The organism is Velazquezella soli (assembly GCF_977018685.1).
Map to the genome: position 1 here is coordinate 1,980,648 of NZ_CDRNXF010000004.1, position 25,470 is coordinate 2,006,117.

26 protein-coding genes are annotated in these 25,470 nt (G+C 60.8%); 14 read left to right on the forward strand and 12 right to left on the reverse strand.

Features of this window, described 5'->3' with window-relative positions:
* The first annotated feature begins 111 nt into the window (after positions 1-111).
* The 5 genes from AC0JZ8_RS13095 (at position 112) to AC0JZ8_RS13115 (ending at position 6,548) form a co-directional block, all read left to right on the forward strand.
* On the forward strand, positions 112-1,941 hold the full coding sequence (locus AC0JZ8_RS13095; RefSeq protein WP_471892686.1) for a methyl-accepting chemotaxis protein: 1,830 nt from the start codon (positions 112-114) through the stop codon (positions 1,939-1,941).
* A gap of 256 nt (positions 1,942-2,197) precedes the next feature.
* Complete coding sequence (locus AC0JZ8_RS13100; protein ID WP_471892687.1) at positions 2,198-3,547, forward strand: extensin-like domain-containing protein; 1,350 nt, start codon at positions 2,198-2,200, stop codon at positions 3,545-3,547.
* Positions 3,548-3,897: 350 nt separating this feature from the next.
* Positions 3,898-4,725, forward strand: a complete 828-nt coding sequence (locus AC0JZ8_RS13105; protein WP_471893370.1) for a sulfite exporter TauE/SafE family protein — start codon at positions 3,898-3,900, stop codon at positions 4,723-4,725.
* A 126-nt stretch (positions 4,726-4,851) separates the two neighbouring features.
* On the forward strand, positions 4,852-5,790 hold the full coding sequence (locus AC0JZ8_RS13110; RefSeq protein ID WP_471892688.1) for an ABC transporter ATP-binding protein: 939 nt from the start codon (positions 4,852-4,854) through the stop codon (positions 5,788-5,790).
* Positions 5,787-6,548 carry an ABC transporter permease gene (locus AC0JZ8_RS13115; protein ID WP_062456458.1) on the forward strand — a complete coding sequence of 254 codons (762 nt, stop codon included), beginning with the start codon at positions 5,787-5,789 and terminating at the stop codon, positions 6,546-6,548. Before AC0JZ8_RS13110 ends, AC0JZ8_RS13115 begins: the two co-directional genes overlap by 4 nt.
* Positions 6,549-6,656: 108 nt before the next feature.
* Here AC0JZ8_RS13115 and AC0JZ8_RS13120 read toward each other — a convergent pair whose 3' ends face one another.
* On the reverse strand, positions 6,657-7,859 hold the full coding sequence (locus AC0JZ8_RS13120) for an MFS transporter (RefSeq protein WP_471892689.1): 1,203 nt from the start codon (positions 7,857-7,859) through the stop codon (positions 6,657-6,659).
* A gap of 76 nt (positions 7,860-7,935) precedes the next feature.
* Here AC0JZ8_RS13120 and AC0JZ8_RS13125 point away from each other — a divergent pair, with 76 nt between their 5' ends.
* From AC0JZ8_RS13125 to AC0JZ8_RS13135, 3 genes are all read left to right on the forward strand, one after another.
* A complete protein-coding gene (locus AC0JZ8_RS13125; protein WP_471892690.1) occupies positions 7,936-8,937 on the forward strand; it encodes an AraC family transcriptional regulator in 1,002 nt (333 codons plus the stop codon).
* Positions 8,938-9,006: 69 nt separating this feature from the next.
* Entirely contained in the window at positions 9,007-9,183 is a 177-nt protein-coding gene (locus AC0JZ8_RS13130; RefSeq protein ID WP_192076979.1) for a hypothetical protein, read from the forward strand.
* An 81-nt stretch (positions 9,184-9,264) separates the two neighbouring features.
* The gene (locus AC0JZ8_RS13135; RefSeq protein WP_471892691.1) at positions 9,265-9,894 is read left to right on the forward strand and encodes a hypothetical protein; all 630 of its coding nucleotides are present in this window, start codon (positions 9,265-9,267) and stop codon (positions 9,892-9,894) included.
* Here the strand turns inward: AC0JZ8_RS13135 and AC0JZ8_RS13140 are convergent.
* From AC0JZ8_RS13140 to cobS, 3 genes are read right to left on the reverse strand one after another with little or no spacing between them, the layout of a single operon-like run.
* The gene (locus AC0JZ8_RS13140; RefSeq protein ID WP_471892692.1) at positions 9,891-10,595 is read right to left on the reverse strand and encodes a TIGR02281 family clan AA aspartic protease; all 705 of its coding nucleotides are present in this window, start codon (positions 10,593-10,595) and stop codon (positions 9,891-9,893) included. The genes AC0JZ8_RS13135 and AC0JZ8_RS13140 overlap by 4 nt on opposite strands.
* On the reverse strand, positions 10,592-10,837 hold the full coding sequence (locus tag AC0JZ8_RS13145) for a DUF1289 domain-containing protein (RefSeq protein ID WP_471892693.1): 246 nt from the start codon (positions 10,835-10,837) through the stop codon (positions 10,592-10,594). Before AC0JZ8_RS13145 ends, AC0JZ8_RS13140 begins: the two co-directional genes overlap by 4 nt.
* A 9-nt stretch (positions 10,838-10,846) precedes the next feature.
* Complete coding sequence (cobS, locus tag AC0JZ8_RS13150; protein WP_471893371.1) at positions 10,847-11,638, reverse strand: adenosylcobinamide-GDP ribazoletransferase; 792 nt, start codon at positions 11,636-11,638, stop codon at positions 10,847-10,849.
* A 209-nt stretch (positions 11,639-11,847) separates the two neighbouring features.
* Here cobS and cobT point away from each other — a divergent pair, with 209 nt between their 5' ends.
* Together cobT and AC0JZ8_RS13160 are read left to right on the forward strand one after the other, a co-directional pair.
* The gene (cobT, locus tag AC0JZ8_RS13155) at positions 11,848-12,864 is read left to right on the forward strand and encodes a nicotinate-nucleotide--dimethylbenzimidazole phosphoribosyltransferase (RefSeq protein WP_062456473.1); all 1,017 of its coding nucleotides are present in this window, start codon (positions 11,848-11,850) and stop codon (positions 12,862-12,864) included.
* A gap of 7 nt (positions 12,865-12,871) precedes the next feature.
* Complete coding sequence (locus tag AC0JZ8_RS13160) at positions 12,872-13,270, forward strand: diacylglycerol kinase (RefSeq protein ID WP_471892694.1); 399 nt, start codon at positions 12,872-12,874, stop codon at positions 13,268-13,270.
* 13 nt (positions 13,271-13,283) lie between these two features.
* Here AC0JZ8_RS13160 and AC0JZ8_RS13165 read toward each other — a convergent pair whose 3' ends face one another.
* Positions 13,284-14,804, reverse strand: a complete 1,521-nt coding sequence (locus AC0JZ8_RS13165; protein ID WP_471892695.1) for an endo alpha-1,4 polygalactosaminidase — start codon at positions 14,802-14,804, stop codon at positions 13,284-13,286.
* A gap of 38 nt (positions 14,805-14,842) precedes the next feature.
* Positions 14,843-16,378 (reverse strand): sensor histidine kinase, encoded by a 1,536-nt coding sequence (locus AC0JZ8_RS13170; protein ID WP_430257183.1) that lies wholly within the window; start codon positions 16,376-16,378, stop codon positions 14,843-14,845.
* Between the two features lie 136 nt (positions 16,379-16,514).
* Here AC0JZ8_RS13170 and AC0JZ8_RS13175 point away from each other — a divergent pair, with 136 nt between their 5' ends.
* The 4 genes from AC0JZ8_RS13175 to AC0JZ8_RS13190 all read left to right on the forward strand — a co-directional run bounded on the left by AC0JZ8_RS13175 (position 16,515) and on the right by AC0JZ8_RS13190 (position 19,460).
* Positions 16,515-17,099: a thermonuclease family protein gene (locus AC0JZ8_RS13175; RefSeq protein ID WP_471892696.1), complete on the forward strand. Its 585-nt coding sequence runs from the start codon at positions 16,515-16,517 to the stop codon at positions 17,097-17,099.
* Positions 17,096-17,746, forward strand: coding sequence for a uracil-DNA glycosylase family protein (locus AC0JZ8_RS13180; protein ID WP_430251922.1), 651 nt, complete (start codon positions 17,096-17,098; stop codon positions 17,744-17,746). Before AC0JZ8_RS13175 ends, AC0JZ8_RS13180 begins: the two co-directional genes overlap by 4 nt.
* A 50-nt stretch (positions 17,747-17,796) precedes the next feature.
* Positions 17,797-18,288, forward strand: coding sequence for an Lrp/AsnC family transcriptional regulator (locus AC0JZ8_RS13185; protein WP_062456489.1), 492 nt, complete (start codon positions 17,797-17,799; stop codon positions 18,286-18,288).
* Between the two features lie 116 nt (positions 18,289-18,404).
* A complete protein-coding gene (locus AC0JZ8_RS13190) occupies positions 18,405-19,460 on the forward strand; it encodes an alpha/beta fold hydrolase (protein ID WP_471892697.1) in 1,056 nt (351 codons plus the stop codon).
* A gap of 13 nt (positions 19,461-19,473) precedes the next feature.
* Here the strand turns inward: AC0JZ8_RS13190 and AC0JZ8_RS13195 are convergent, their stop codons facing one another.
* The 6 genes from AC0JZ8_RS13195 to AC0JZ8_RS13220 all read right to left on the reverse strand — a co-directional run bounded on the left by AC0JZ8_RS13195 (position 19,474) and on the right by AC0JZ8_RS13220 (position 25,463).
* Positions 19,474-20,661: a GAF domain-containing sensor histidine kinase gene (locus AC0JZ8_RS13195; protein WP_113167581.1), complete on the reverse strand. Its 1,188-nt coding sequence runs from the start codon at positions 20,659-20,661 to the stop codon at positions 19,474-19,476.
* 210 nt (positions 20,662-20,871) lie between these two features.
* The gene (locus tag AC0JZ8_RS13200) at positions 20,872-21,744 is read right to left on the reverse strand and encodes an NAD(P)-dependent oxidoreductase (protein WP_471892698.1); all 873 of its coding nucleotides are present in this window, start codon (positions 21,742-21,744) and stop codon (positions 20,872-20,874) included.
* Between the two features lie 176 nt (positions 21,745-21,920).
* On the reverse strand, positions 21,921-22,331 hold the full coding sequence (locus AC0JZ8_RS13205) for a CopD family protein (RefSeq protein ID WP_471892699.1): 411 nt from the start codon (positions 22,329-22,331) through the stop codon (positions 21,921-21,923).
* A gap of 3 nt (positions 22,332-22,334) precedes the next feature.
* Positions 22,335-22,898, reverse strand: coding sequence for a DinB family protein (locus AC0JZ8_RS13210; RefSeq protein WP_471893372.1), 564 nt, complete (start codon positions 22,896-22,898; stop codon positions 22,335-22,337).
* A 112-nt stretch (positions 22,899-23,010) separates the two neighbouring features.
* Positions 23,011-24,471 (reverse strand): hypothetical protein, encoded by a 1,461-nt coding sequence (locus tag AC0JZ8_RS13215; RefSeq protein ID WP_471892700.1) that lies wholly within the window; start codon positions 24,469-24,471, stop codon positions 23,011-23,013.
* 173 nt (positions 24,472-24,644) lie between these two features.
* A complete protein-coding gene (locus tag AC0JZ8_RS13220) occupies positions 24,645-25,463 on the reverse strand; it encodes a class I SAM-dependent DNA methyltransferase (RefSeq protein WP_062580912.1) in 819 nt (272 codons plus the stop codon).
* Positions 25,464-25,470 lie beyond the last annotated feature (7 nt).

Below are 25,470 nucleotides of genomic sequence, written 5' to 3' on the forward strand. Positions count from 1 at the left end.
CTTGGGTGCGTGCGCACCCAATCCGAGTAAGTGTTTCCGCCGCTTACATGCTTTACGACCTGCTAACCCTCTTCACTTAAGCTCCGCGCAGTTTTACTGGAGGGGGAAACTATGCAGCGTATCGCTATTTCTTGGCGTCTCTACAGCCTTGTCGTCCTGTCGCTCGTCATTCTCGGTGGCGCGATGGTGTTCAGCCTGTTTCAAAGCTATCGTTCGTCGGAGCAGGAGCGCAAGGCGGGTCTTGCCCAGATGAACGACAACGCTGTTGCCATCCTGAAGAAGTACCAGGGTCTCGAAGCTGCCGGCACGATGAGCCGTGATGAGGCGCAGGCAGCCGCCAAGGCCATCGTCAGCGCCATGCGCTATGGCGGCGGATCGGGGTATTTCTGGATCAACGACATGCACCCGACCATGGTGATGCATCCGATCAAGCCGGAACTGAACGGGTCCGACCTGACCCAGAACAAGGACCCCAACGGGAAATTCCTGTTTGTGGAATTCACCAATGTGGTGAAGGCTGGCGGTCAGGGCTTTGTCGACTATTACTGGCCAAAGCCCGGTGCCGCCGAACCGGTCGAGAAATACTCGCATGTCATCGGCTTTTCGCCCTGGGGCTGGATCGTCGGTACCGGCGTTTATACGGACGACCTTCAGGCGATGTTCCGCCAGGACGCGATGAAGTTTGCCGCCATGTTTGCGGGTGGTGCGGTGCTGCTGCTTGCCGGCGCCTGGTTTGTGGTCAGAAGCGTGACCCGACCGATCCGTCAGGTAAAGGGCGTGCTGACCGCGATTGCGGCCGGCGAGACCGGCATGGCGGTTCCGTGCACGGCTTATCCGAACGAGGTGGGCGAGATGGCACGTGCCGTCGAAGTGCTGCGCAACAGCGTTGAAGAAAGCGCGGCACTTCGGGCACGCGAGGCCGATCAGCAGCGTGCCATGGCGACTGAACGTTTTGAAAGCGAGCGCAGCAGCGGTGCTGCGGCCGAGAGACAGGCGCGGGCGATCGGCGAGCTGGGATGGGCGCTGGAGGCACTTGCCGCCGGCAACCTCTCCGTTTCGCTCGGTGACATTGGCGCTGATTATGCGAAGATGCGGCGCGATTTTAATGCGGCGGTCGAAGCGCTTCACAATGCCATCGCTGCAATTTCGGAAACCGGCCATGTGGTGCGCGACAGCGCTTCCGACATTTCCGGCGCTACCGGCAACCTTGCCAAGCGGACCGAGCAGCAGGCTGCGGCACTGGAAGAGACGGCAGCCGCACTCGACGAGATCACCGCGACTGTCGGGACTGCGGCAGAGCGGGCTCGCGAGGCACGCGTCATGGTCGCCGAGACCAAGGCAAGTGCCGGCCGTTCCGGAGAGATCGTCCGCAGCGCGGTGGATGCGATGGGCCGTATCGAGGCGTCGTCCAGCCGCATCAGCCAGATCATCGGGGTCATCGACGAGATCGCCTTCCAGACCAATCTTCTGGCGCTCAATGCCGGCGTCGAGGCGGCACGGGCAGGTGAGGCGGGTCGCGGCTTTGCAGTCGTTGCGCAGGAAGTGCGCGAACTGGCGCAGCGCTCGGCCAACGCCGCCAAGGAGATCAAGACGCTGATCAGCACCTCGGTGCACGAAGTCGAGACCGGCGTCGCGCTGGTGCGGTCAACCGGTGATGCGCTGGTGGAGATTGCCGTGCTGGTCGAAAAGGTCAACGCCCATGTCGAGACGATCGCAACGACCGCGCACGAACAGTCGGGTGGGCTTCGGGAGATCAACGCGTCCGTCAACCACATGGACCAGATGACCCAGCAGAATGCCGCCATGGTCGAGGATACGACGGCTGCCAGCCAGACCCTGGCCGAACAGAGCCATCATCTGCAGCATCTGCTTTCGACCTTCCGACTGAATGGCGAGGCCGTAAGGGACACTCGTCAACCGGACCGGGTTCGCGCGGCCTGAGTGACTGACGTCGATGTGCCCGTCCGCAGCTTGCGGGCGGGCGTTTTTACGCGCGGCGGACATGCGATGGTCTTCACAAAGGTGCAGTTGTAGTGTGTGGCCGCTCGCGCTGCCTGCATGAAATGACCATGAAACGGCCTCGATTGGGCAAGGCTTCGTTTACCGAATCTTCCTACAATTTGCGCTTGTGTGATTTCGGCACCAGAGGGTGGCAACTGGTATGGCGTATGCGCTTCTCGAGAAGCAGGCCCAACGGATGGCCCCGAAGACTTTTATGCGCAAAGCTTTGGCGCTGCTGATGGTCTCCACCATGCTTGCCGCCTGTTCTTCCAGCGACCTTGTTCCGCCTGCGTCGATCGATAGCGGGACGCGCGTCGGCGCGATCCAGCCTGTCGCGCCGCTGCCGCCCGACACGATAGCCCAGTCGCCCTACCAGACAAACGCCGGTTATCAGGCTGGTCCTTCGCCAGCCGCTTCGGTTGGCATGATGAACGCTCCGGTCGCCTCGAACAGCCCTCCCGGTGACGGGGGACATTATCTGCGCGCGCCGCAACCGATGCAGTCAGCCTCGCTGGCGCCACCCGTATCCTCCTCGCCGCTCGGGCAGGGCGGAATGCCCACGGCTGCGCCTGAAGAGGGCGTCAACATGGATAGCGAGCTCGGCTTCGATCCGGACGAGAGCGGTGTGACGGGCCTTGCGGAGGAGCAGGACAGCGATATCGCCGAAGGCGTCGGCGACCAGCCGGTGGTCGATGGCATCGGCACGGACAATCCCCGTGCACTGAGGGCGAGACGACAGCCGATTTCCAACGTCGAAGATGATCGTGTCATCGTGCCGCCGAAGCGTTCCGGCGCGGGCGCGCGCGATGAAATGATGAATGACGGATTGGCCGGCGGAAGCCAGGTCTGGGGCGACCGTTCACCCGTGACGCCGCCGAGCCGTGCGCCGGTTCGCAGCCAGCAGGTGGCGATGCTGCGTCCGAACAATCCAACGATCCAGTCGGGTCCGATGAGCGAGCCGGACAAGCCGTTTCTGCGCAACGTCATGCCGCAATCGGAAGTGAGCTGCCGGGCGGAACTGCGCCGGATGGGCGTCGAGTTCCGGGATCAGCCGCGCATCTCCAACGGTCCGAGCTGCGGCGTCGACTACCCCGTGAAGCTTTCCGGTCTTTCCGGCGGCATCGATGTCAAGCCGGCGGTGACGCTGAACTGTCAGGTGACGCTTGCCTTCGCCAAGTGGGTGAAGAGCGAACTCGCACCATCGGCACGTCTGCGCTACCTCTCGGGCATCCAGAAGATCCAGCCGATGGGTGGCTATTCCTGCCGCCGCATGAACAATTCGCGGCAGCGCTACAACCCGATGTCGGAACATGCCAAGGGCAATGCGATCGATATCGGTGCCATCGTGCTGAAGAACGGTCACGATATCAACGTGCGCAAGAAGGGGCTGTTTTCCTTCCGCGAGGGCGCGCTGCTCAAATCCGTGCGGACCGACAGCTGCAAGTATTTCAACACGGTGCTCGGACCCGGTAGCAATGCCGAGCACTGGAACCACTTCCACTTCGACCTGCGCCCGCGCAAGGGCGGTCGGCGCTACTGTAGCTGACGTCCACGCTACGGTTGCCCAAGCTCACGCAGCACAAGAAAAAGCCGGCTCTGGGTTTTCACCCGGAGGCCGGCGAAAGTGGAGACGGCTCGCGGGGGGAAGCCTGTCTCCCGGTAGGAGACCCGCCTTTGGCTGAGGCGGGGTGATGCGGCAAGCGAAAGAAAATGCTGAAAAGGATCTGGTGATAACGGCCGACCGGTTTGGTGTTGCGGCACTCCAGAAACCTGGAACCGGGCGCCCATTGCTTGCCTCTGCGCAATCATGCTGTCAGAACGTCACGGGAAAATGACAGCGGCATGCAGAATCCAGTTTTTGAGCGCTGACTTCGGAGACGATCGATGCAGCCTCTCATGCCGCCGCTGGCAGACCTTTTGCCTTTCATCGCAGCACTTCTGGCAGCGGGCGTGCTGGCGGGACTTCTTGCCGGGCTGTTCGGGATCGGTGGCGGCGCGATCCTGGTGCCGATCTTCTTTCACGTGTTCGGCCTGCTGGGCATTTCCGACGCGGTGCGTATGCATCTGGCGCTCGGCACCTCTCTTGCGATCATCGTGCCGACGTCGATCCGCTCCTTCATGGCGCATCGAAAGAAAAACGCCGATGCTGTCGACATCGATCTCCTGAAGGGCTGGATCATTGCCGTGCCGCTCGGCACGATGATCGCCGCCGTCGTCGCGGCATGGTCGTCCAGCACCGAGCTCAGGATCATCTTTGCCGTCATCTCGCTGCTTCTGGCGCTGCGGATGATATTCAACCGGGCAAGCTGGCAGCTGGGCGACGATCTGCCCAAGAACCCGGTCAAATTCCTTGTCGGTACGGGGATCGGTATTCTCTCGGGGCTTATGGGCATTGGCGGCGGCGTGATGAACAACACTTTCATGACGCTCTATGGCCGCTCCATCCATCAGGCCGTCGCGACATCATCCGGCGTCGGCGTGCTGATTTCGCTGCCGGGCCTGATCGGTTACGTCTGGGGCGGATGGGGTGAACCCGGCCTGCCGCCGTTTTCCACCGGCTACATCAACTGGATGGCGGTGGCGCTGCTGATCCCGGTGACGCTGCTGATGGCACCTTGCGGCGCAAGGCTGGCGCACGCGCTGTCTAAGCGGCAGCTGGAATTCGGTTTCGCGCTGTTTCTGGTGGGAATATCGATCCAGTTCTTCCTGAGCGTGTTTGCCTGACACCATTGGTCGCGAAATCCGAACGCAATATTCGACTGCCTGGGGATGGTTGCACGATGCCTTGTGCCTATATCTGATGCCAATTCAGAAATTCAGTTCCCCATTCAAGTCTCCCAGCGAGTAACAATGACTTCTATCGTTTCCATCCGCCAGCTGACCAAGACCTACGGTAATGGTTTTCAGGCGCTGAAGGGCGTCGATCTCGATATCGAGGAGGGCGAAATCCTAGCGCTTCTCGGCCCCAACGGCGCCGGCAAGACGACGCTGATCTCGATCATCTGCGGGATCGTCAACCCGAGTTCCGGAACTGTCAAAGTCGGCGGCTACGACGTCGTGAAGGACTTTCGCAAGACCCGTTCGCTGATCGGTCTGGTGCCGCAGGAACTCACCACGGACCAGTTCGAGACCGTGTGGAACACCGTCTGCTTTTCGCGTGGCGTCTACGGGTGCAAGCCGGACCCGGCGCTGATCGAGAGGATCCTGAAGGACCTCTCGCTCTGGACGAAAAAGGACAGCATGCTGCGCGAGCTGTCAGGCGGCATGAAGCGTCGCGTGCTGATTGCCAAGGCGCTGTCGCATGAGCCGAAAGTGCTGTTCCTCGACGAGCCGACCGCGGGCGTCGATGTCAACCTTCGCCGCGACATGTGGCTGGTGGTGGAAAAGCTGCGCGAAAGCGGCGTCACGATCATTCTCACCACCCACTATATTGAAGAAGCCGAGGAGATTGCCGACCGGGTCGGCGTCATCGATGGCGGCAGCCTTCTGCTCCTGGAGGAAAAGGCAAAGCTGATGACGAAGCTTGGCCGCAAGCAGCTGCGGCTGGAGCTTGCAGCACCGCTTGCAGCGCTGCCGGACAGCTTAGCCTCCTACAATCTAACGCTGTCCGACGATCGCACGACGCTGATCCACGACTATCAGGGCGAGGAAGCGCAGGACAGTATCGCCTCGCTTCTGGCGACGCTTGCGCGGGAAAACATCCATTTCCGCGATCTCTCCACGCGGCAAAGCTCGCTGGAGGATATTTTTGTGGCGCTGGTGGCTGAAAAAGCGGGAGAACGGGCATGAATTTCGAAGCCGTCAAATCGATCTACTATTTCGAGATGGCCCGCATGCGCCGTACGCTGCTGCAAAGCGTGCTGTCGCCGGTCATCACCACGTCGCTCTATTTCATCGTGTTCGGCACGGCGATCGGCTCGCGTATCCAGACCATCGAAGGCGTGTCCTACGGGTCGTTCATCACGCCGGGCCTGATCATGCTGACATTGCTGACGCAATGCGTTTCCAACGGCTCGATCGGCATCTACTTCCCGAAGTTTACAGGCACGATCTACGAGATCCTGTCTGCGCCGGTGGCGATGACCGAGGTGTTGCTCGGCTATGTGGGAGCAGCGGCGAGCAAAGGGCTGATCATCGGCCTGATCATTCTGGCGACCGCGTCCTTCTTCGTGGAGATCCGCATCGCCCATCCATTCATGATGATCTTATTCCTGGTGCTGACGGCGATCACCTTCAGTCTGTTCGGCTTCATCATCGGCATATGGGCGAAGAATTTCGAGCAGTTGAACGTGGTGCCGATGCTGGTCGTCCCGCCTCTGACGTTTCTCGGGGGCAGCTTCTACTCGATCGACATGCTGCCGCCCTTCTGGCAGGCGGTCAGCCACCTCAACCCGGTTCTGTATCTGGTCAGTGGCTTCCGCTGGAGCTTTTACGAAATCGCCGACGTCAATCCGATGATCTCGGTCGGCATGATCGCGCTGTTCCTGGTGATCTGCCTGTCGGTGTTGGGCTGGATGTTCAAGACCGGGTATCGGTTGCGGAACTAACCGGCTCAGCCGGTCCGCACCTGGCAGCCTCCACTCAAGAGACCCTCACAGAAACGCCCGCAACATTGCTGTTGCGGGCGTTTCTTTTGCGCGTTGGTTCGGGCCTGTCTAGCCCAGTGACAGTCGCCGACGTTCGCCGCGGGCGGCCATGACCGAGGTGCCGGCGAGGGCGGCGAGACCGAGGAAGGAGATCACCGCGATCGGTCCCTGTGTTTCGATCAGGATGCCGCCGAGGACCGCACCGCTGGAGATCGCGATCTGGAAGGCGGGGATCACGAGCGCACCGGCGCTTTCGGCCTCGTCAGGGGCGTGACGCACGACGAAACTCTGGATGCTGACCGGGAATGCACCGAAGGCGAGGCCCCAGAGGGCGATTGCGACAGCTGAGACGACAAGCGATGCGCCGCCGATCGCCAGTATCAGGGCCGATACGGCGACAAGGCTGCCGAAGATCGTCACCGACAGACGTGCATTGCGTTCCGAGACAATGCCGCCGAGGATGTTGCCGACGAAGCCTGCGATGCCGTAGCCGAGCAGAATCAGCGAGATCGTTTCGACGTCGAGCTTCGGCACGCGCTCCAGGAACGGGCGGATATAGGTGAAGCCGGCGAAATGGCCTGCGACGAAGAGGAGGATGGTGAACAGTGCGGTGCGGATGGCCGGACGGCGCATCAGGGCAGCGAGCGTTCCAAGACCTGCATGGCCGGTCGGTGGCAGGGCGGGCAGGGTGAAGGCCTGAACGGCCAGCGCGACCACGCCAACGGCTGCGGAGAGGTAGAATGCCGAGCGCCAGCCAAGCGTCGAACCCAGCCATGCGCCGAGCGGAGCAGCGCAGACGGTGGCGAGCGAGACGCCGGCCATGATGATGGCCATGGCGCGCGGCATGCGGGCCGGCGGCACGAGGCGCATGGCAAGTGCTGCCGACATGGCCCAGAAGCCGCCAAGACCGATGCCGAGCAGGACACGGGCGGCCAGCAGCATGACGATGTGGTTGGCGACCGCCGCCAGCAGGCTCGAGATGATCAGAAGCGTGGTCAGGGCGAGAACCGTCCAGCGCCGGTCGATATTGCGGGTGCCGATGATGACGCCGGGGCCGGCGATGGCTGCAATGACGGCGGTCGTGGTGATCGACTGGCCGGCAACGCCGGTGCCGACGCCAAGATCTGCCGACAGCGGCGTCAGCAGGCTGACGGGCAGGAATTCCGCGGTAACAAGGCCGAAGACGCCAAGCGTCAACGATATGACAGCTCCCCAGCGTGCGGGTGTGTCGTCGGCCTGCGGCGACGTGGCTCGTTGGACGCTCATATCCATTGGTGTAGACTCCTGACTGAATGATGCGCCCTGGATAGGCTTCACTCGCCGGATGTTCCATGCTAGATAATCCGATATGCTTGATCATTCGTCCAAACTGACATCTGACCTTACGTCCGATCCGCTGACCGAAATGTTGCGGGGGCTTCGCCTTGATGGGGTCGACTACGGTCGCTGCCGTCTGGCCGAGCCGTGGGGAACGGCGTTTCCGGCGCAGGATGCCGCGCGGTTTCATTTCATCAAATGCGGCCGGGCGATCATCAAGACCGAAACCGGCAACTGGCAGGAGTTGAAAACCGGCGATGCGGTGCTGATCCCGCGGGGCGAGGCGCATGTTCTGGCGAGCGCTGCCGATGCACCCACCCTGCCGTTCGAACACTACGGCCGCAAGGAAGTCTGCACCGGCATCTACGATCTGAAGTGCCGCAATACTTCCGAGAGCGGCGGTACGCTGGTGTTCAGCGGCTCCCTTCGCTTCAACGTCGACCGGCTGCATCCGCTTTTGCAGATGATGCCGGAGACGATGCTGACCAGCGATCTTGCCAAGGATGACCCGGCCATTCCGCATCTCCTCGAGGCGATGACGCGCGAAGTGGATATGGACCGAGTCGGTGCCGGTGGCATTCTGGCGCGATTGGCTGACGTGCTGATGGCAACGATGATCCGCACCTGGGTTGAACACGGCTGCGGCGAGACGCGCGGCTGGATCGCAGCCGTTCGGAGCCCCGATGTCGGCCGCGTGCTTGCGGCCATCCATCTTCAGCCGGAACGCGACTGGAACAATGTGGAGCTGGCGCGGCTGATGGGCATCTCCCGCTCGGGCTTTGCGGAACGGTTCGCACGCGTCGTCGGCGAAACGCCTGCGCGGTATGTGGCGAGGGTGCGGATGCACCAGGCCCGGCTGTGGCTGAAGGACGGGATGCGCGTGGCGATGGTTGCCGAGCGGCTGGGCTATGACGCCGAGGCCTCGTTCAGCCGCGCCTTCAAACGCGTGATCGGCGATCCGCCGAGTTTGTTTCGGAGAAAGGATCTCCCATCAGTTACGTCTGCTGGCCCGATTACGTCTCTGGCATCTTGATTTCCGAGGGGATCGATTGTCAGGGCATCGAAATCATGCGATTTTCCAGAGGCATTCTAGGATCCCGATATGGCAAAAAATACCGCTGAAGTTTCCACAAGAGGCGCCGTGAAGGAGCGTGTCCAAATCCAAAATCCTGTCACCGGACGCTGGGTGAAGATCGACACCGCCACTGGCCGAATAATCGACGAGAAGAAGACGCCAGGCCCTTACAAGGGCGTGATTTTGAGAGGCGTTAACCGATAGGTGCCCCTGTTATTTTCCCCTCTGTCTGAAGCTGTTCTCGGGGAGCCTCCCAGAAGGTTGATTCCGAAAGGTGCCTTCGTGATGCGTCAGTTGGGGGATCCTCCGGATATCGATATCGCGATCAAGGACGCGGTCGAGCAAAAGCTTGCAGACGCCGGCTACAAGGCGGTCGATGCGAGTAGCACAACCGGCGGGAAGGACTACCTGGAGAGAATACTGGGGCTGATCCGGTCCACCGGATTTACCATCGCAATTTTCTCGGAAGATACCCGCTCGACAGCGATGGCAAATATTGCCTTGGAGCTTGGGTTTGCGGCGATGAGCGGCAAACCTCTTATCATCGTAAAATCAAAGAATGGAACGGCTCCCTCCGATCTCAAACGAACGGACTGGGTAGAATACGATCCCTACGACGTAGCCTCTTTTGAAGAGAACTTCGGCAAGGCGTTGCAGGAACTTTCGACTTTCGAGCATTTTGAGAGGGATCTTCTGAGCTTGGCGCTCGAGGCGAGATCGATCGACTGTGCGATCGCTTTAGAGCGATGCAACAAAGGCTTCCTCCTCTCCGCCGAGAGGAGCTTCATCGAGGGTGCCAAGACAATCCTCGCGAGGGTAGACGGCATCAAGGATGACGTGAATATCAGCGACCTTGAAAGGTTGCGGCTGGAAATAAAAGCCTTCATTCGTCAAGCCGAGGCGGCCTTGGACTAATCCTTTAGCCTCAGCTCGTCGGACTGCATCTGCATCGAGCGGAGTGTGGAGAGGAAGGTCATGCCGAGAAGGCTTTCGTCGAGCCTTCCTTCTTCCGCCACCATGGCGCGGACATCGCGTCTAACGATCGGGCCGATGGAGACTTCGCTCAAACGCACCGGCGCTGCCTGGGCGCGGCCGTTGGCGGTCATGACAGTCACCGAATAGCTAAGTGCCGAAGGATCGAGGCCGATCCGGCGGGCATCTTCATAGGTGAGGACGATGCTGCTTGCGCCGGTGTCGACCAGCATTGGCAGGACCTTGCCGTCGACGCCGACATTGGCCTGGAAATGGTTTCCGAGCGTCTTGTGGATGACCACTTCGTTGCTGCCGTCGCTGGCTGTGGTGACGACCGCGGTGCCCGGCATCAGGCCTGCCGTCATGCGGGCACCAAAGCTGCTGAAATCGTTTCGGTAGAGATAGGCCGCGACCAGCGCCATGATGATGACGAGCCAGATGGCGATCTGGCGGGCCACCGTTCCGAGATTGCCGCGGCGGCCCTGCAGGACGCCGGCGGATAAAAGTGCGGCGATCGGGATCAGATAGACGAGGCTGCCGAAATCCTCGTTGGCCATGCCGAATGTGCGGCCGCTGTCGTGGTTGTAGACAAGCAGCGCCAGACCGGCACCGAGGATGAGGAGGACAACGGTAAAGCCGTTCATGCGGTTGTTGTTTCCTTCCTGATCTTGGCGTCTGCGGTTCTCTTGCGACTGACTTCCAGGAGCTTGCCGGGGTCGACGGTATCGAGCCGTGTCGGCAGCAGGTCCAGCAGCTGAATGCGCTCGTCATCGGTGAAACCGGTCCATCCGGCTATCTCGTTGCCAGTGCGGCCGCAGCCGACGCAGAAGCCTGTTTTCATGTCGATCGAACATATCAGTGTGCAAGGCGAAATCATCGCGTCCATATCGTGGGTTCAGAGGCCGAGAGCAAGGGCCGATAACAGGGCGATCTCGCAGAGTTGTTGCGTGGCGCCGATCGTATCGCCGGTATGTCCGCCGAGTTTCTTCGCCACGTAGCGGCTAAAACCCCAGGCGGCGGCGGCAGACAGGCCAAGCGCGATCAGCGCATGCGGCAGGCCGAAACCGGGTATGAGCAAAACAAGGCCGGAGAAGGCGCCGATGGCGAGCGCGAGATTGCGGGCATGGTCGTCCGGAACGCCGGCCCCGGCTGCGACACCGTTGCTTCGCGCAGGCGGCAGGGCGCGCCAGTGGGCGACCAGGAGTGCGCGGCTGACGGCGGCGCTGGAGAGAAGGGCAAGAGCCGCCGCCTCTGGCGAAAGTTGCGCAATGCCGGCCAGTGCTGCGGCACGCAGGCCGAAGGAGAGGATCAGCGCGACGACGCCGTAGGAGCCGATGCGGCTGTCCTTCATGATGAGGAGCGCATGATCCGCATCGCGTCCGCCGCCGAGACCGTCAGCGGCATCGGCAAGGCCATCTTCGTGCAGCGCGCCGGTCAAGAGGGTGATCAGTGCGAGCGCGATCAGAACCGGCAGGAGCGTATCTCCAGCGGTTGACTGGATGCTGCAGAGGGCGAGCAGAATGAGAGCTGGAAGAAACGCGATCAGCAATCCGGCGACCGGAAATGCGCGCACGGCACGTGACACCGTGCCGTCATAGCCGGCAAAGAAGCGATCCGGCACGGGCAGGCGGCTGAGGAACCCTACCGAGCGGGCGAGATCTGCAACGAAGTGGTTTGCGTGTAGCAGTTTGTCTCTCCTGCCTTTGCGAGGCCTGTTTTTAGAATGGGTTTTTCGGCCGCAGCCTTTTTGACCTTGTCCCGTCCGACCTGACCTTGTCGCGTCGCTGATAGCCGATTATGAGATGGCGCATAAAGTATGATTTGCTGAATGATCAATCCCTACCTGATCCAGCGTCAGAAGACGATACCGCCCGAAAAGACCGAAGAGAGTTTTCCATGAGCATGACCGGCCTGCCGTTCGACGATTTCCGCACCCTGATGCAGAACCTCCCCGGTCCCGATGCAAGGGCATTGGTGGCGGCCCGCGAACGCGACGCGCAACTGACCAAGCCGGCGGGCTCGCTCGGACGTCTTGAAGAGATCGCCTATTGGCTGGCGGCCTGGTCGGGGCGGGCGCCGAGCGTCACGCGGCCGCTGGTGGCGATCTTTGCCGGCAATCACGGTGTCACCAGACACGGAATCACGCCGTTTCCCTCGTCCGTGACGCAGCAGATGGTCGAGAATTTTGCGGCTGGCGGTGCGGCGATCAACCAGATCTGCGTGACGCATGATCTCGGCCTCAAGATCTTCGACCTGGCGCTCGATTATCCGACCGGGGACATCGCCACCGAAGCGGCACTTTCCGAGCGCGACTGTGCGGCGACCATGGCGTTCGGTATGGAGGCGATTGCCGGCGGTACCGATCTTCTGTGCATCGGCGAAATGGGGATTGGCAACACTACGGTTGCGGCCGCGATCAATCTCGCGCTCTACGGCGGCGAAGCGGAAGACTGGGTTGGTCCCGGGACCGGTTCGCATGGCGAGCTTCTGGCCCGCAAGGTGGCCGTGGTGAAGCAGGCGGTGGAGTTCCATAAGGAGCATCTGTCGGATCCGCTGGAAGTGCTGCGTCGCCTCGGCGGACGTGAGCTCGCGGCGATTGCTGGCGCTATTCTCGCGGCGCGGATGGAGAAGATCCCAGTTCTGCTCGACGGTTATGTGGTGACGGCTGCGGCTGCTATTCTCAAAGCTGCCAATCCATCGGCGATCGATCACTGCCTGATCGGCCATGTCTCCGGTGAGCCGGGGCATTTGAAAGCCATCGAGAAGCTTGGCAAGACGCCGCTTCTGGCGCTCGGCATGCGGCTGGGCGAGGGTACCGGTGCCGCCCTTGCAGCCGGTATCGTCAAAGCAGCGGCTGCGTGCCACACCGGCATGGCGACCTTCGAGCAGGCTGGCGTCAGCAACAAGGACTAGTCCCTGCATGGAAAAGACGCCGCTGGACAGCAATATCGAGAAGGCGGCGACCTTTCGCAGGATCGTCGCTTCCTTCCGGTATTCGATGCAGGGGTTTTCACGGCTGTGGCTTGAGGCGGCGTTCCGGCAGGAAGTCTATGCGTTCCTGATCGGGATCGTCATCTTCGCGGTCGCCGGCGCCGGCTTTGCCGACTATTTCATCTACGTCATCCTGATGCTGGTGCTGTTTTGCGTGGAAGCGCTGAACACGGCAATCGAGGAACTGGTCGACCGGGTGTCGCCGGAGATTTCCGTCGTCGGGCGGCACGCGAAGGATCTCGGCTCCTTCGCCGTGTTCTGTCTGCTCTGCGCCAACGGCCTGTTTGCGCTGTATGTGGTGGTGAGGCAGATCTGGATGTCGACCTGACCGCGCTCTGGCATCAACCGATGATGTCGAAATCGGAGGCGGTGAGGCTGAGGTTCTTGTCCAGTTGGGCAAATTGCACGGCGGCGGTCTTGCCGGTGCCGTCGGCGTCGTAGAACAGTTTGCCGGTCAGCTTGTCGTAGATGATCCGGTCGCTGGCATCATGCGCCTTGGTGCCGGTGTGGAATGCGCTCGACAGGAGATCGCCGACCTTGCCCCCCTTGGCGAACACGTCGTCGTCCAGCCAGATGGTGTCGTCCTTCGCACTGAAAGCGCTGATCGTGTCGATGTTTGACGCTCCGAGCTTCGTATCGAACACGAAGATATCCGCGCCGCTGCTGCCGGACAGGACGTCCTTGCCGGCGCCGCCGTAGAGTTTGTCGTTTCCGGCCCCGCCGGAAAGCTTGTCGTTGCCGGATCCGCCGATCAGGGTGTCGTTGCCTTTGCCGCCATCGAGCCGATCATTGCCGTTGCGTCCATCGATCCGGTCGTTGCCGGAAAGACCGTCGATCGTATCGGCAAGCTGCGAGCCGCGCAGGCTATCGTTCTTGTCGGTCGGTCTGATGAAGGCCGGGTCGCCGTCATGGGGTGCGGCCAGGCGGTCGAGATCGCGGTCTGGTGCGGCGTATGGGATGAACCCGTCTTTCAGAGCAAGCTTATTGAATTCGTCGATCCGCGCCGTGCCATTGATATAATCGACGGCAAAGACCGGCTTGCCGTTCGCCAGAAAGTCCTTTTTGAGGACATCGATCGTTTCGCGGTCCGGGTTGAGCTTGTTGTTCTCATCCGCATCGCCGCCATAATAGACGTCCTCGACTGCGATGCCGCCGATTGCGCCGAGATAGGCCTTTTTGCGGGCGCTGTCGGAGCCGAGATCCTCCATGATGAAGGCGCCATTTTGCGGAATGACGAAAAAGTCGGGATTGGTTTTGCGGGCATGCTCGGTCAGCGCGACGATGAAATCCACCATGCGCTGTGCAGCCTGCTTGGTGTTGGCCGGATCGCCCGGCTGCCTGTCCTTGGCCGAGGCCTCGGCGCCCCAGAAATAGTAGGCATCGACGATGTCGAGATAGGCGGCGTCGAAGCCTGCCTTGACGATGGCATCGAAGTCACCGGTCTTCTTGTCGTTGAAGATCAGGTCCTGCCAGTCCTTGTCCCAGTAGCGAACCTTGCGCGATTCCGGCCAGTCGGCGTTGACGGGACCGAGCCAGTCGGGGGCATTCGACGTCAGCTTGTCGCGGGCTTCGCCGCCCGATGTCCATGTCGTCTTCCAGTAGTCGCGAAACTCCGCGGCCTCGCCGATCGAGATATAGGACGCGACCACCGAGCGACCGCCCATGCCGTCCTTCATCCGGGTGATCTCGTCGGCGGTAAACCGCTCCGCATTGCTGCCGTCGCGTGTTGAATCGATGACAAGAAAATCATGCGTCGCGGACGCCAGCAGACCGGCATCGAGCGGATTGCCGTTCGTGCCCTGCAGCTCATAGCCCCAGTTGTCGACTGTGACTTTGCCGGACGACGTTGTGAAACTGACCAATTGGTGACCTGGCTCGCGACTGAAGTCGCGGAGTAATGTTAAGCGAAGCTTTTGCGGCGGCGCTCGATGGGGGGGGCGTCGGCGATGGCGGGGACGCTCTGGAGGATGCGGGTCGAGGGCAGGATGGCGATGGCTTCGGTGCCTTCACGCAGCTTCGAGCGCAGGATGAACTGGCCGTCGTGCTTGGCGAGGATCGCCTGGACGATCGGCAGGCCGAGGCCCGTTCCCTGTTCGGCGTTCTTGATGGCAATCGATCCCTGACCGAAGGCGGAGAGCACGATCGGGATTTCCTCTTCCGGAATGCCCGGTCCGTTATCCTTGATCGCCACATACTGGCCGCCGCCGGCGGTCCAGCCCACCTTGACAGTGATTTCGCCACCCTGGGGCGTGAACTTGACGGCGTTGGAGAGAAGATTGAGCATGACCTGGCGCATCGACTTCTCGTCGGCCCAGACCTGCGGCATGTGCTTTTCGAACTGGTCGCGAATGGTGATGCTTTTCGCCCGGGCGCGCAGCTGGACCATGCCGATGCAATCTTCCGCCACTTCGAGAAGCGACAGGGAATCCTCCGTCAGATCGTAGCGGCCCGCTTCGATGCGCGACAGGTCGAGGATCTCGTTGATGAGGTTCAGGAGGTGCTGGCCGGAGCGGTGGATGTCGCCGGAATATTCCCGGTATGTCGGGTTGGCGAGGGGGCCCAGGACCTCGGAACTCATCACCTCCGAGAAGCCGAGGATAGCGTTGAGCGGGGTGCGAAGCTCGTGCGACATCGAGGCAAGAAAGCGGGATTTTGCCAGATTGGCTTCTTCTGCACGGCGGCGAGCCTCGTCAGACATGGACTTCGCCACTTCGAGCTCGGCGATCAGATCGTCCTTTTCCGACTGATAGGACATCAGCGTCAGGTTGGAGCGGTAGAGGCGCTCGGCGACGTAATGGAAAAACACGACAGCCGTCGCGCACATGGCGGTAAGGCCGATATCGAGGACCTGACCCGACAGGATGGCGATGCTGAGAAGCGCCGCAATCATCGGCACGAAGCCGTAGAGAACGCTCTGGCGCAGCATGAACGTGCTCATGGCGGTGTAGGACACCGCAAACAGAAGCACCGCACCCTTGTAGAAATAGAAGCTGTCGCCAGCGCAGGTGGAGCAGCCCTGAAGCGCGAAGGCGCCCCAGCCGCAGCCGAGCAGGATATGTCCCGTCAGAAGGCGTCTACGCCATTTCCTGGTGTCGGCAGCCGTTATCTCCACCTTGCTCGCACGGCGTGCCAGAAGCACGTTGATCGCGTGCAGGCACAGCATCAGCAGCGCCCAGGCGAAGATGTGGATATCCGGATTGAGATAGAAGCCGATGGCGGTGACGACAGCAACAACGAGCGGCGTCATCAGTGCCGCCTGCAAACCGGAGCCGATATGGATGGAGAGCATATCGCGATCAAACGCAAAATTGCCATTGGACGACGACTGCAGTCGATCACGGGTCGCACGGACAGCCTTCGAGACAGCCTTGTTGCGGTGGCTGCGCGTGCGATCGACGATATTCTTGTCGGTTGATGTGCTGACGCCGCTACTCATAGGCTGTGTACTGGGCCTGTAAACTGATATCCCCGGGGTACTTGAGAGGCTAATCCGCAAACCTTAAGAAGATGCTGCCGGGAAAGGATTTGTTTGCCATTTCCGTGAAGCTTCCGTTTTGTTGTAAGGCTCAAATGTGACCCGTATCGTTAAAATAGGCCGCGACGCCGTGTTCCTGGCGGCGTTCATCTTCCTGGGCTCGCTGATCATCGCCAAGCTCGATATCGGCCAGGGAAGCGCGATCAACGGTCCGTTTTTTGCGATCGATGGCGACACGCTGGCCGCCGGTGCTGAGCGGCTTCGGCTTGTCGATATCGATGCGCCGGAGGCTGGCCAGACCTGTGGCGATGGCAAGGGCGCAGAGTGGGCCTGCGGCGATGCGGCTCGCGAAGCCTTGTCGAAGCTTGCAGCGAGTTCCATGACCGAGTGCCGCGGCGACGCGCGCGATCGCTACCGGCGTGTTCTGGTCTCCTGCCGCCGCGGCGACCTCGACATTAACGGCGAGATGGTGCGCCAGGGAATGGCTGTGGCATCCGGTGGTTACGGACTCGAGGAGGCGGCCGCGAAGGGTGCAGGCGAGGGGATCTGGGCCGGACCGTTCGAGAGGCCGAAAGCGTACCGGGCGGCGAAGGGGGCGATGGATGACGACGAGGGCACAACGGCGATTGTCGATCGCGTAGGCGAGCTGTTCGACCGGCTGAAGGCTGCGGTTTCGTGGTGAATGGCGATCCGGCTGGCATCGCGTCTCTCGCGGCCTCGATCGCGCAGTGTCGCATCTGTCGCGATCATCCGCTGAAGGGCGAAGCGGACCGGCTGCCGCACGAGCCGCGGCCGGTTGCGGTGCTGTCTGCCACCGCCCGGTTGCTGATCGCCGGGCAGGCGCCAGGCTTGAGGGTTCACGAGAGCGGTCTGCCGTTCAACGATGCATCAGGCAACCGCCTGCGGGACTGGATGGACGTGACGCGCGAGGAGTTCTACGATGCGCGGCGACTTGCGATCGTGCCGATGGGGTTCTGTTTTCCGGGCTATGACGCGAAGGGCAGCGACCTGCCTCCGCGCAAGGAATGTGCGCCGGCCTGGCGCAGCCAGGTGATGGCGGCGATGCCGCAGATCGATACGATCCTCGTGATCGGGCAGTATGCGAGTGCATGGCATCTCGGGTCGCAGCGCAAGCCGAGCATGACGGAAACGGTCATGAACTGGCGGCAGTATTTCCTCGCCAATGAGGGCCCGCGCGTTCTTCCGCTTCCGCATCCGAGCTGGCGCAATAGCGGTTGGCTGCGCAAGAATCCGTGGTTCGAGGCAGAGGTTATTCCAGCGCTTCGGCATCATGTGGATAGCTTGGTGCGGGGAACAAATTTCGCTTAACTGTGCGATAATGGGGTATATAACGGAAAATCATTTCGAAAGGACGTTTGATGGACCGCCTGGACCGCAAGATTCTGCGCATACTGCAAGAAGACTCCACGCTCGCCGTTGCAGATCTCGCAAAGAAGGTCGGACTGTCGACGACTCCGTGCTGGCGGCGCATCCAGAAGATGGAAGAGGACGGCGTGATCCGCCGTCGCGTGGCGCTTCTCGATCCGGTCAAGGTCAATACCAAGGTCACGGTGTTTGTCTCCATCCGCACCGCAAGCCACTCGATCGAATGGCTAAAGCGGTTTTCCGAAGTGGTGGTGGATTTCCCCGAAGTGGTTGAATTCTACCGCATGAGCGGCGACGTCGATTACCTCCTGCGCGTGGTCGTGCCCGACATTGCTGCCTATGACGCGTTCTACAAGCGCCTCATCGCCAAGATCGAGATCCGTGACGTGTCGTCCGTCTTCGCGATGGAGCAGATCAAGTACACGACTGAACTGCCGCTCGACTATATGTTGCTCGACAATCAGAAGTCCGGCGACAGCGACTGATGGTCAAGGCGCTTCACAGGGCTGTTATTTTCGATTGCCCTTAATGAGGCCGGACCTACCTTGAGCGTGTGACCCGGTGCATGCCATGTGCCGGGCGCGAGCCTCAAGGAGACCTGATGCCCACGCCATTCCTACGTTCTATCGTTGTCGTTGCTGCTGCCTTAGCCCTGCCGGGCCTCGGCGCCGCGCAAGGCGTGTCCTCGGAGCACCCGACCTATGGTCCGAGGCTTGAAGGCTTCGAGTATCCGTTCAAGACTGAAGTCTTCAGCGTGGCGGGGCAGAGGCCGGATGCCGCGGCCGCAGGCGACAGCCAGCCGCTGGAAATGGTCTTCATGGATATCGCCCCTGAGACGCCGAACGGGCGCACCGTTGTGCTTCTGCACGGCAAGAATTTCTGTGCGGCAACCTGGGAGGCGACGATCGGTCGGCTGACGGGCGCCGGTTACAGGGTGATCGCACCCGACCAGATCGGTTTCTGCAAGTCGAGCAAGCCGGCCGCGTATCAATTCAGCTTCCAGCAACTGGCGCAAAACACCAAGGCGCTGCTCGACGCGCGCGGTATCGACAAGGCGACGGTGGTTGGTCATTCGATGGGCGGCATGCTGGCGACGCGGTTTGCGCTGATGTATCCGGACTTTACCGAGCAGCTGGTTCTGGTGAACCCGATCGGTCTCGAAGACTGGAAGGCGAAGGGCGTGCCCTACCAGTCGATCTCGACGGCCTTCGAAGGTGAGCAGAAGACCAGCTTCGAGAGCATCAAGGCCTACCAGCAGAAGTTCTATTATTCCGGCCAGTGGAAGCCGGACTATGACAAGTGGGTGGAGATGAGCGCCGGCATGTCTGCGGGCGAGGGAGGAGATCAGGTGGCCTGGAACCAGGCGCTGACCTCCGACATGGTCTTTACCCAGCCTGTTGTCCACGAGTTCGGGCAGGTGAAAACGCCGACCCTGCTCATCATCGGCACGACGGACAAGACGGCTCCGGGCGCTAACCGCGCCAGCAAGGCGATCGCCGCATCGCTCGGCGATTATACCAAGCTCGGCAAGCAGGCGGCGGAATCGATCCCCGGTGGGAAGCTGGTGGAGTTCGAAGACCTCGGCCATTCGCCGCAGATTCAGGATCCGGACCGGTTCCACAAGGCGCTGCTCGACGGGCTGAATGATCGCTCGTGATACTGGTTCCTGATCAGCTTTCCGGCACGATTGCCGGCATGCGGAAGGTGAACACCGTCTGGGTATCATCAGAGGTGACATCGATATGGCCACCATGGGCCTTGGCGATCTGCGACGCGATGTAGAGGCCAAGGCCTAGACCCTGATCATGGGTGCCCGCATCGCTGCGGCTGAAGGGCTGAAACAGTTTTTCGATTGCCTTGCCGGTAATCGCGGTTCCTGCATTGGCGATTTCCAATTTCAGTTCGTCCCCTTCGACCGTTCCCAGAATGCGGATCGGATGTTCTGTAGAGCCGTGGGTGATCGCGTTGCCCAGAAGGTTGGAGAACATCTGCGCAAGGCGGTCATGGTCGACATCGAACAGGCCCGGCAGCTCTATCTCGACGTCAATCTGCCGCTCTGGATGGGCAGAGCAGATTTCCGAGACGACCTGTATCAGTGTGGGGCCAAGCGGACGATCTGCTTCCCTGCGTAGACCCAGACCGCCACCAAGCCTTCCGCGGGCGAAATCCATGACGTTATCGATCAGGCCGGACATGCGCAGGATACTGCCGCGCATCATGTTGAGCACCCTGGTGGACCGCTCGCTTTGCGCTTCGCGCTGCAGGATGTTGATGCCGCCGTCGAGCGACGCAAGGGGATTTCGAAGATCGTGGCCGAGGACTGCGATGAACTGTTCCCGCAACCGAGCCGTCGCTTCCGCATCGAGCAGGCTTGCATTGGCCCGATCGAGCTTCTCGTCGGCTTCCAGATGGTAGGCAATCAGTTCGGCAAACAGCTTGAATGTTCCAATCACCTGCGGATTGTTAAGCGCTGCCGGCTTGGGATCTATGGCGCACAGGGTTCCGAAATAACGGCCATCCGGCAGGATGATCGGCATGGAGATGTAGCTCTTCAGTCCGTAGAGCTTCGGGGTTTGATGCTGGAAGTAGACAGGGTCTTCGGCGACGTTGTCGATGACGATAACGTCGCGCGATTGCCGGACTTCGTGGCAGAGCGTCGTTTCGACCGGCAGTTCTCCTCCGGCCGGGAGTCCGAAATGGATGTTGTCCAGAACCTGGCAGGCAACCCACCGATCCTCCGTGACGCGAACCACTGCCGCATATCCCATCCCGGTCGCGCGACAGACAACATCAAGGATCGTTGGTACGGCACCGATACGCTGGACTGCGTCTATGTCGTCCTGAAAGTCATGCGCCATCAATATTCACCAATCCGGCTGACCTTGGTCCTCCAAAATACCCTCTACCCATGGGGCGTCGCAAGGACGTCCACCACGCGTCAGGTTCACCGTCGTCGCATAATGCCGATGTAACCGCGAGTCCGGGTTTGCACCAGTCTGCTGTAGCTAAGGATAGAGCAACGGCCAATGTCAACGGGCCGTCGCCACGACTACTGTCGTATCGATAAATTACTTCCGCTCCAACCGTGCCAGCAGCGACGACGTGTCCCAACGCTTGCCGCCCATCGCCTGCACTTCAGCATAGAACTGGTCGACCAGCGCGGTCATTGGCAGGTTTGCGCCGTTGCGACGGGCTTCGGTGAGGACGATATCGAGATCTTTGCGCATCCAGTCGACGGCAAAGCCGAAGTCGTATTTGCCCTGGTCCATCGTCTTGTGGCGGTTTTCCATCTGCCAGGATCCGGCAGCTCCCTTGGAGATGACGCCGACGACGGTCTCGATGTCGAGGCCTGCCTGCTTGCCGAAATGCACGGCTTCCGCCAGGCCCTGGACGACGCCGGCAATGCAGATCTGGTTCATCATCTTGGTCAGCTGGCCGCTGCCGACCGGACCCATCAGGCCGACCATGCGGGCATAGGCCTCGATCACAGGCTTTGCCTTATCGAATGTCTCCTCATCGCCGCCGCACATGACAGTCAGCACGCCGCCTTCGGCGCCCGCCTGGCCCCCGGAAACCGGTGCATCGATAAAGCCGATGCCTTTTTCGCTGGCGGCTGTCTCCAGTTCACGGGCGACTTCGGCGCTGGCCGTCGTGTTGTCGATCAGGATCGCACCGGATTTCATGCCAGAGAGAACGCCGTTCTCACCTGTGGTCACCTGGCGCAGATCGTCGTCGTTGCCGACGCAGATGAAGACGAAATCGGCATCTTTTGCGGCTTCGGCTGGCGTTGCACCGGTGGCTCCGCCGAACTTCTTTGCCCACTCGGCAGCTTTGGACGCGGTGCGGTTATAGACCGTGACGTCATGGCCGCCCTTTTCCTTCAGGTGGCCTGCCATGGGGAAACCCATAACGCCAAGACCGATGAATGCCACTTTCGCCATGCCGGAACTCCCTGAATTGCTGTGATGCGAGGATTAGAACAAAGCAAGGCCGACGGGAAGGGCAAAGCGCTCGCAAGCCTAACTAGCTGACCTGTCACGACGCTCCACCCGCCGGCTGCGGCGCGTTGGAAATTGGTTCGGTGATACCGTCGTGCAGAGCAGGGTCTCTCTTCTGATCAGAACGGCTTGATCACGGCGAGCGCCACGATCAGCACGAGACAGATCATGATGATGGGCATGCCGAGACGCACGAAGGCGTTCGGATGGCGTTTCGGATCGGCCGCCATCTTGCGCATGGCCGCCCCCTGCATGCCGTGCAGCGCGGAAAGCAGGATCACCAGCACGAACTTGGCGTGAAGCCAGCCGCCGGTAAAGCCGACGTAACCGATCGCCAGCCAGAGGCCGAAGATCCACGCGCCGGCAAGGGCTGCGGTCGTGACGGTGCGGTCGTATTTGCGCAGCGACTGGATGACGCCGACCCGGATCGTCGGGGGCACCATGGAGATGACGAAGGCGTTCACCAGCATGCCGCCGATCAGCAGGAAGTCGGAGATGAGGTGCAGGGTTTTTAGAACGAAATACAGCATGGGTCAGTCACTCCAGATCATGGATTCGGTAAAGCCGAGTTCGGCGAAGTCTTTTGCGCGCAATGCCTGTTCCTGCGGGTCCAACGGAAAGAACTCGTCGAGCTGCGGTGGGGAAACAGGGGTGGAAGACAGCATCGCATGCACCTGGCCGCGATGATGGATCTGGTGCTGGAAGAGGTGCAGCAGAATTCGATCGGCACGCTCGACCTGGACATGGTTTTGTCGCGGGATCCGGATTTCCCCGGCGAGGTCGGCCTCGCTCATGCGACGACAGTGATCGATCATGCGACGGTCGACGGCCCGTTGTTCCCGATCGAGATCGGCGATAGCGGGGAAGGGTATCTGCGGCTCGAACGCCGAAGCGCCGGGACAGTGTCCTTCGAGCGCACCGACGTAAAGCCAGTCCACCGTGAGAATGTGGTTGAGCGTGTGGATGATCGACGGGAAGAAGCTTTGCCGCGGCGCGCCAACGTCCTCAGCCGACAGCAGGGCACAGGCTTTGAGCAGCCGGTGATTGGCCCAGGCATTGTTATAGGCCTGAGTGAGAATATAGCGCTGCGGCCCCATCGCCACCTCCATTTCGAAGTTGGTTTAGCCGTTCGGCACGGAGATGAGAAGATGGAAGTTGATGTGGCTGCTCCGATGATGAACGGGGGGAGCTCAATGCCTAGACAGTATCCTATGCTGGATCTGACGTTTCCTGCTTTTTGTTCTGGGGATTGCGCTTGGAGTCCCGGAAGTAGGAGGATCCTGGCTCGAGGCTGTCAGCAATGTCGTTCCACAACCGACGCAGGCGACGGACGTGCAGATCGTCCGAAATCCATGTCATCAGATGTTCGGCGGCTTTCGTGATCAGTTTCGGCTCGCTGCTGACCCGCTCCCGGGCCCACTTGGCGTATTCGTCCACCGAGACCGGGCGGGCATTCGTACCGTCCATGATCATGAAATTCATTTTCGCGATGTCAGCCAGCCTGCGCAGGTTGCTGGTCGGCGACATGAGGATGCTCATGTAGATGTCGTCGAATTCTTCCGGAGAATCGACGCTGTCGATGGCGCGTTCGAGGTCGAAGATCGTCCGGATGTTTAACTCCCGCAAAGCCAGGAACCGCTCGAGGCCGACGATATGACAGAGCTGCGCCTGGGCGACCCAGTCGATGCACTGATAGATCCCGAACGGCGTTTCGACGTGAAGGAGGATGGGATTGTAGGTGGCAAGGTTCTGGATGTCGTAGATGCCGCAGTCTTCAAGACGGAAGCGGATTTCGTAATCGATGCCGTTGATCACATCGAGCGACACGATCGGGGTGATGGACACGAAGCGGTCGTCGCTCACCTTGACCCAGGTGAAGATCTGCTGGAGCTTGACGAAGAGGAACTTGGTCGAGCTCTGCGGGAGCAGCCCGAGCATCGGCGCGAGTGCTATCCATGTGAGCGGCAAGGATTGGCCCGTGGTTTCGGCACTTGAGGTTGCCCCGCCAGTCAGAACACGTCCGATGCCGCCGAGCGGGTCCGGAAAGGCTGCAAACAGGATGGCCGCAAAGAGAACTGATGCCAGGCTTTCGATGGTGATTCTCAAGAATGTGGTCGACGAAAGATCGAACACAGCGAGGCGGGCAAGAAGGGTCCGGGCCGAAGAAATGTAGGCGCCGATAAAGGCGAGCGAACCGATCACGATAAGCTTCGAGGAGGTGTCACCGCCGACGAGACCGGGCACAGGGCACTGAACGGAGATTTGCAGCCCGCAGCAGATCGCGGAAATGAAGATGTGGAAGCCGATATAACTGAGAAGGACAAACCCCAGCGACGACAGGAACAGACGATACGCGAATGTCACGCGGCCCTTTGCCGCGAGACTGATAAACTGCCGCAGCTTGTCCGCTTCCGGGAGAGCATCGAATTTGTCCTTCTCCGGAAAAACCAGATCGGCCGTGTATTTCGAGCGGACGAATTCGAAGGATGGATTGGTCCCGAGTCGCGAAGCTACGGTGTTTGAGGCACTGCCTTTTTCACTGCTGAAGTTGACGTAGAAATCCTGGATCTGTCGCAGCCGGCGCAAGCGCACTTCGTTTCGAGCTGCGAAGATGAGAAGCGGGCCAAGCAGGGCGATGACGAGAGCTATCCAGTCAATGCTCGAAAACAAGCCGCCCAAAAACGATAGTTTTGAGAAGGGGCTATCCAGCAGCCCAGTCCAAGACGTGGCATCCATAGCAATCCCCCCAATCAATCCGAATGCTATTATCGGTTGATTAGAGGAGCTTTGCGCAACTTATACGTAATGTCAATATGACTCGGCGAACCGTCCAGTTTAGGGGCTCAGCCCTTCAACTTCGCAATCACCAGATGGCCCGGGCTCGGGTTGCCGTCCTGCATCCGCACATTGATTTCGGTCATTTCCACGACCGTAAAGCCGGTCTCTTCAAGCCGCGAGCGGATGTAGGATTCCGAGTGGACGAAGCGCTGGTGGGGGCCGACCCGGTAGGGGGTGGTGTCGGATGCGGGGAGCGTTTCGGACGAGAAAGCGAACAGGCCACCCGGCACCATGTTTTCGGCAGCGCCGAAGAACAGGGGCTCAAGCGCGCCGAGATAGGGCAGTACATCGGTTGCGGTGACGAGGTCGAAAGGCTCGTCGTCGTTGTCGTCAAGGAAGTCCTCGACCTCAGCGACGTAGAGCGTTTCGTAGAGATCCTTCTCATGGGCGATCTCGACCATGTTTTCGGAGAGATCGATACCGGTGATGTCGTCCACCATGTCGCGCAGCGTACCGCCTGTCAGACCGGTGCCGCAGCCGAGATCGAGCATGCGCTTGAACGGGCCAAGGTTCAGTTCCTGCAGACGCTGGCGCAGGATGACGGGCACGGCGTAGCCGAGCTGTTCCACAAGGATGTCCTCGAAGCTTTCGGCATGCTGATCGAACAGTGTTTCGACATAGGCGTCCGGCGCTCGCGGCGGCGTTTCGCCGCGACCCATGGAGGCGATGCGGACTGCTGCGCCGCCGTGATCCTCGGGGTCGATTGCCAGCACGTCTTCGTAGGCTTTTACCGCCGCGTCGATATCGCCGGCCTTTTCCAGCGCCAATGCGCGGTTATAGGCCTCGGCCAGAGCTTCCTCGTCGATCTTCGTCATCGCCATCATCCTTTTC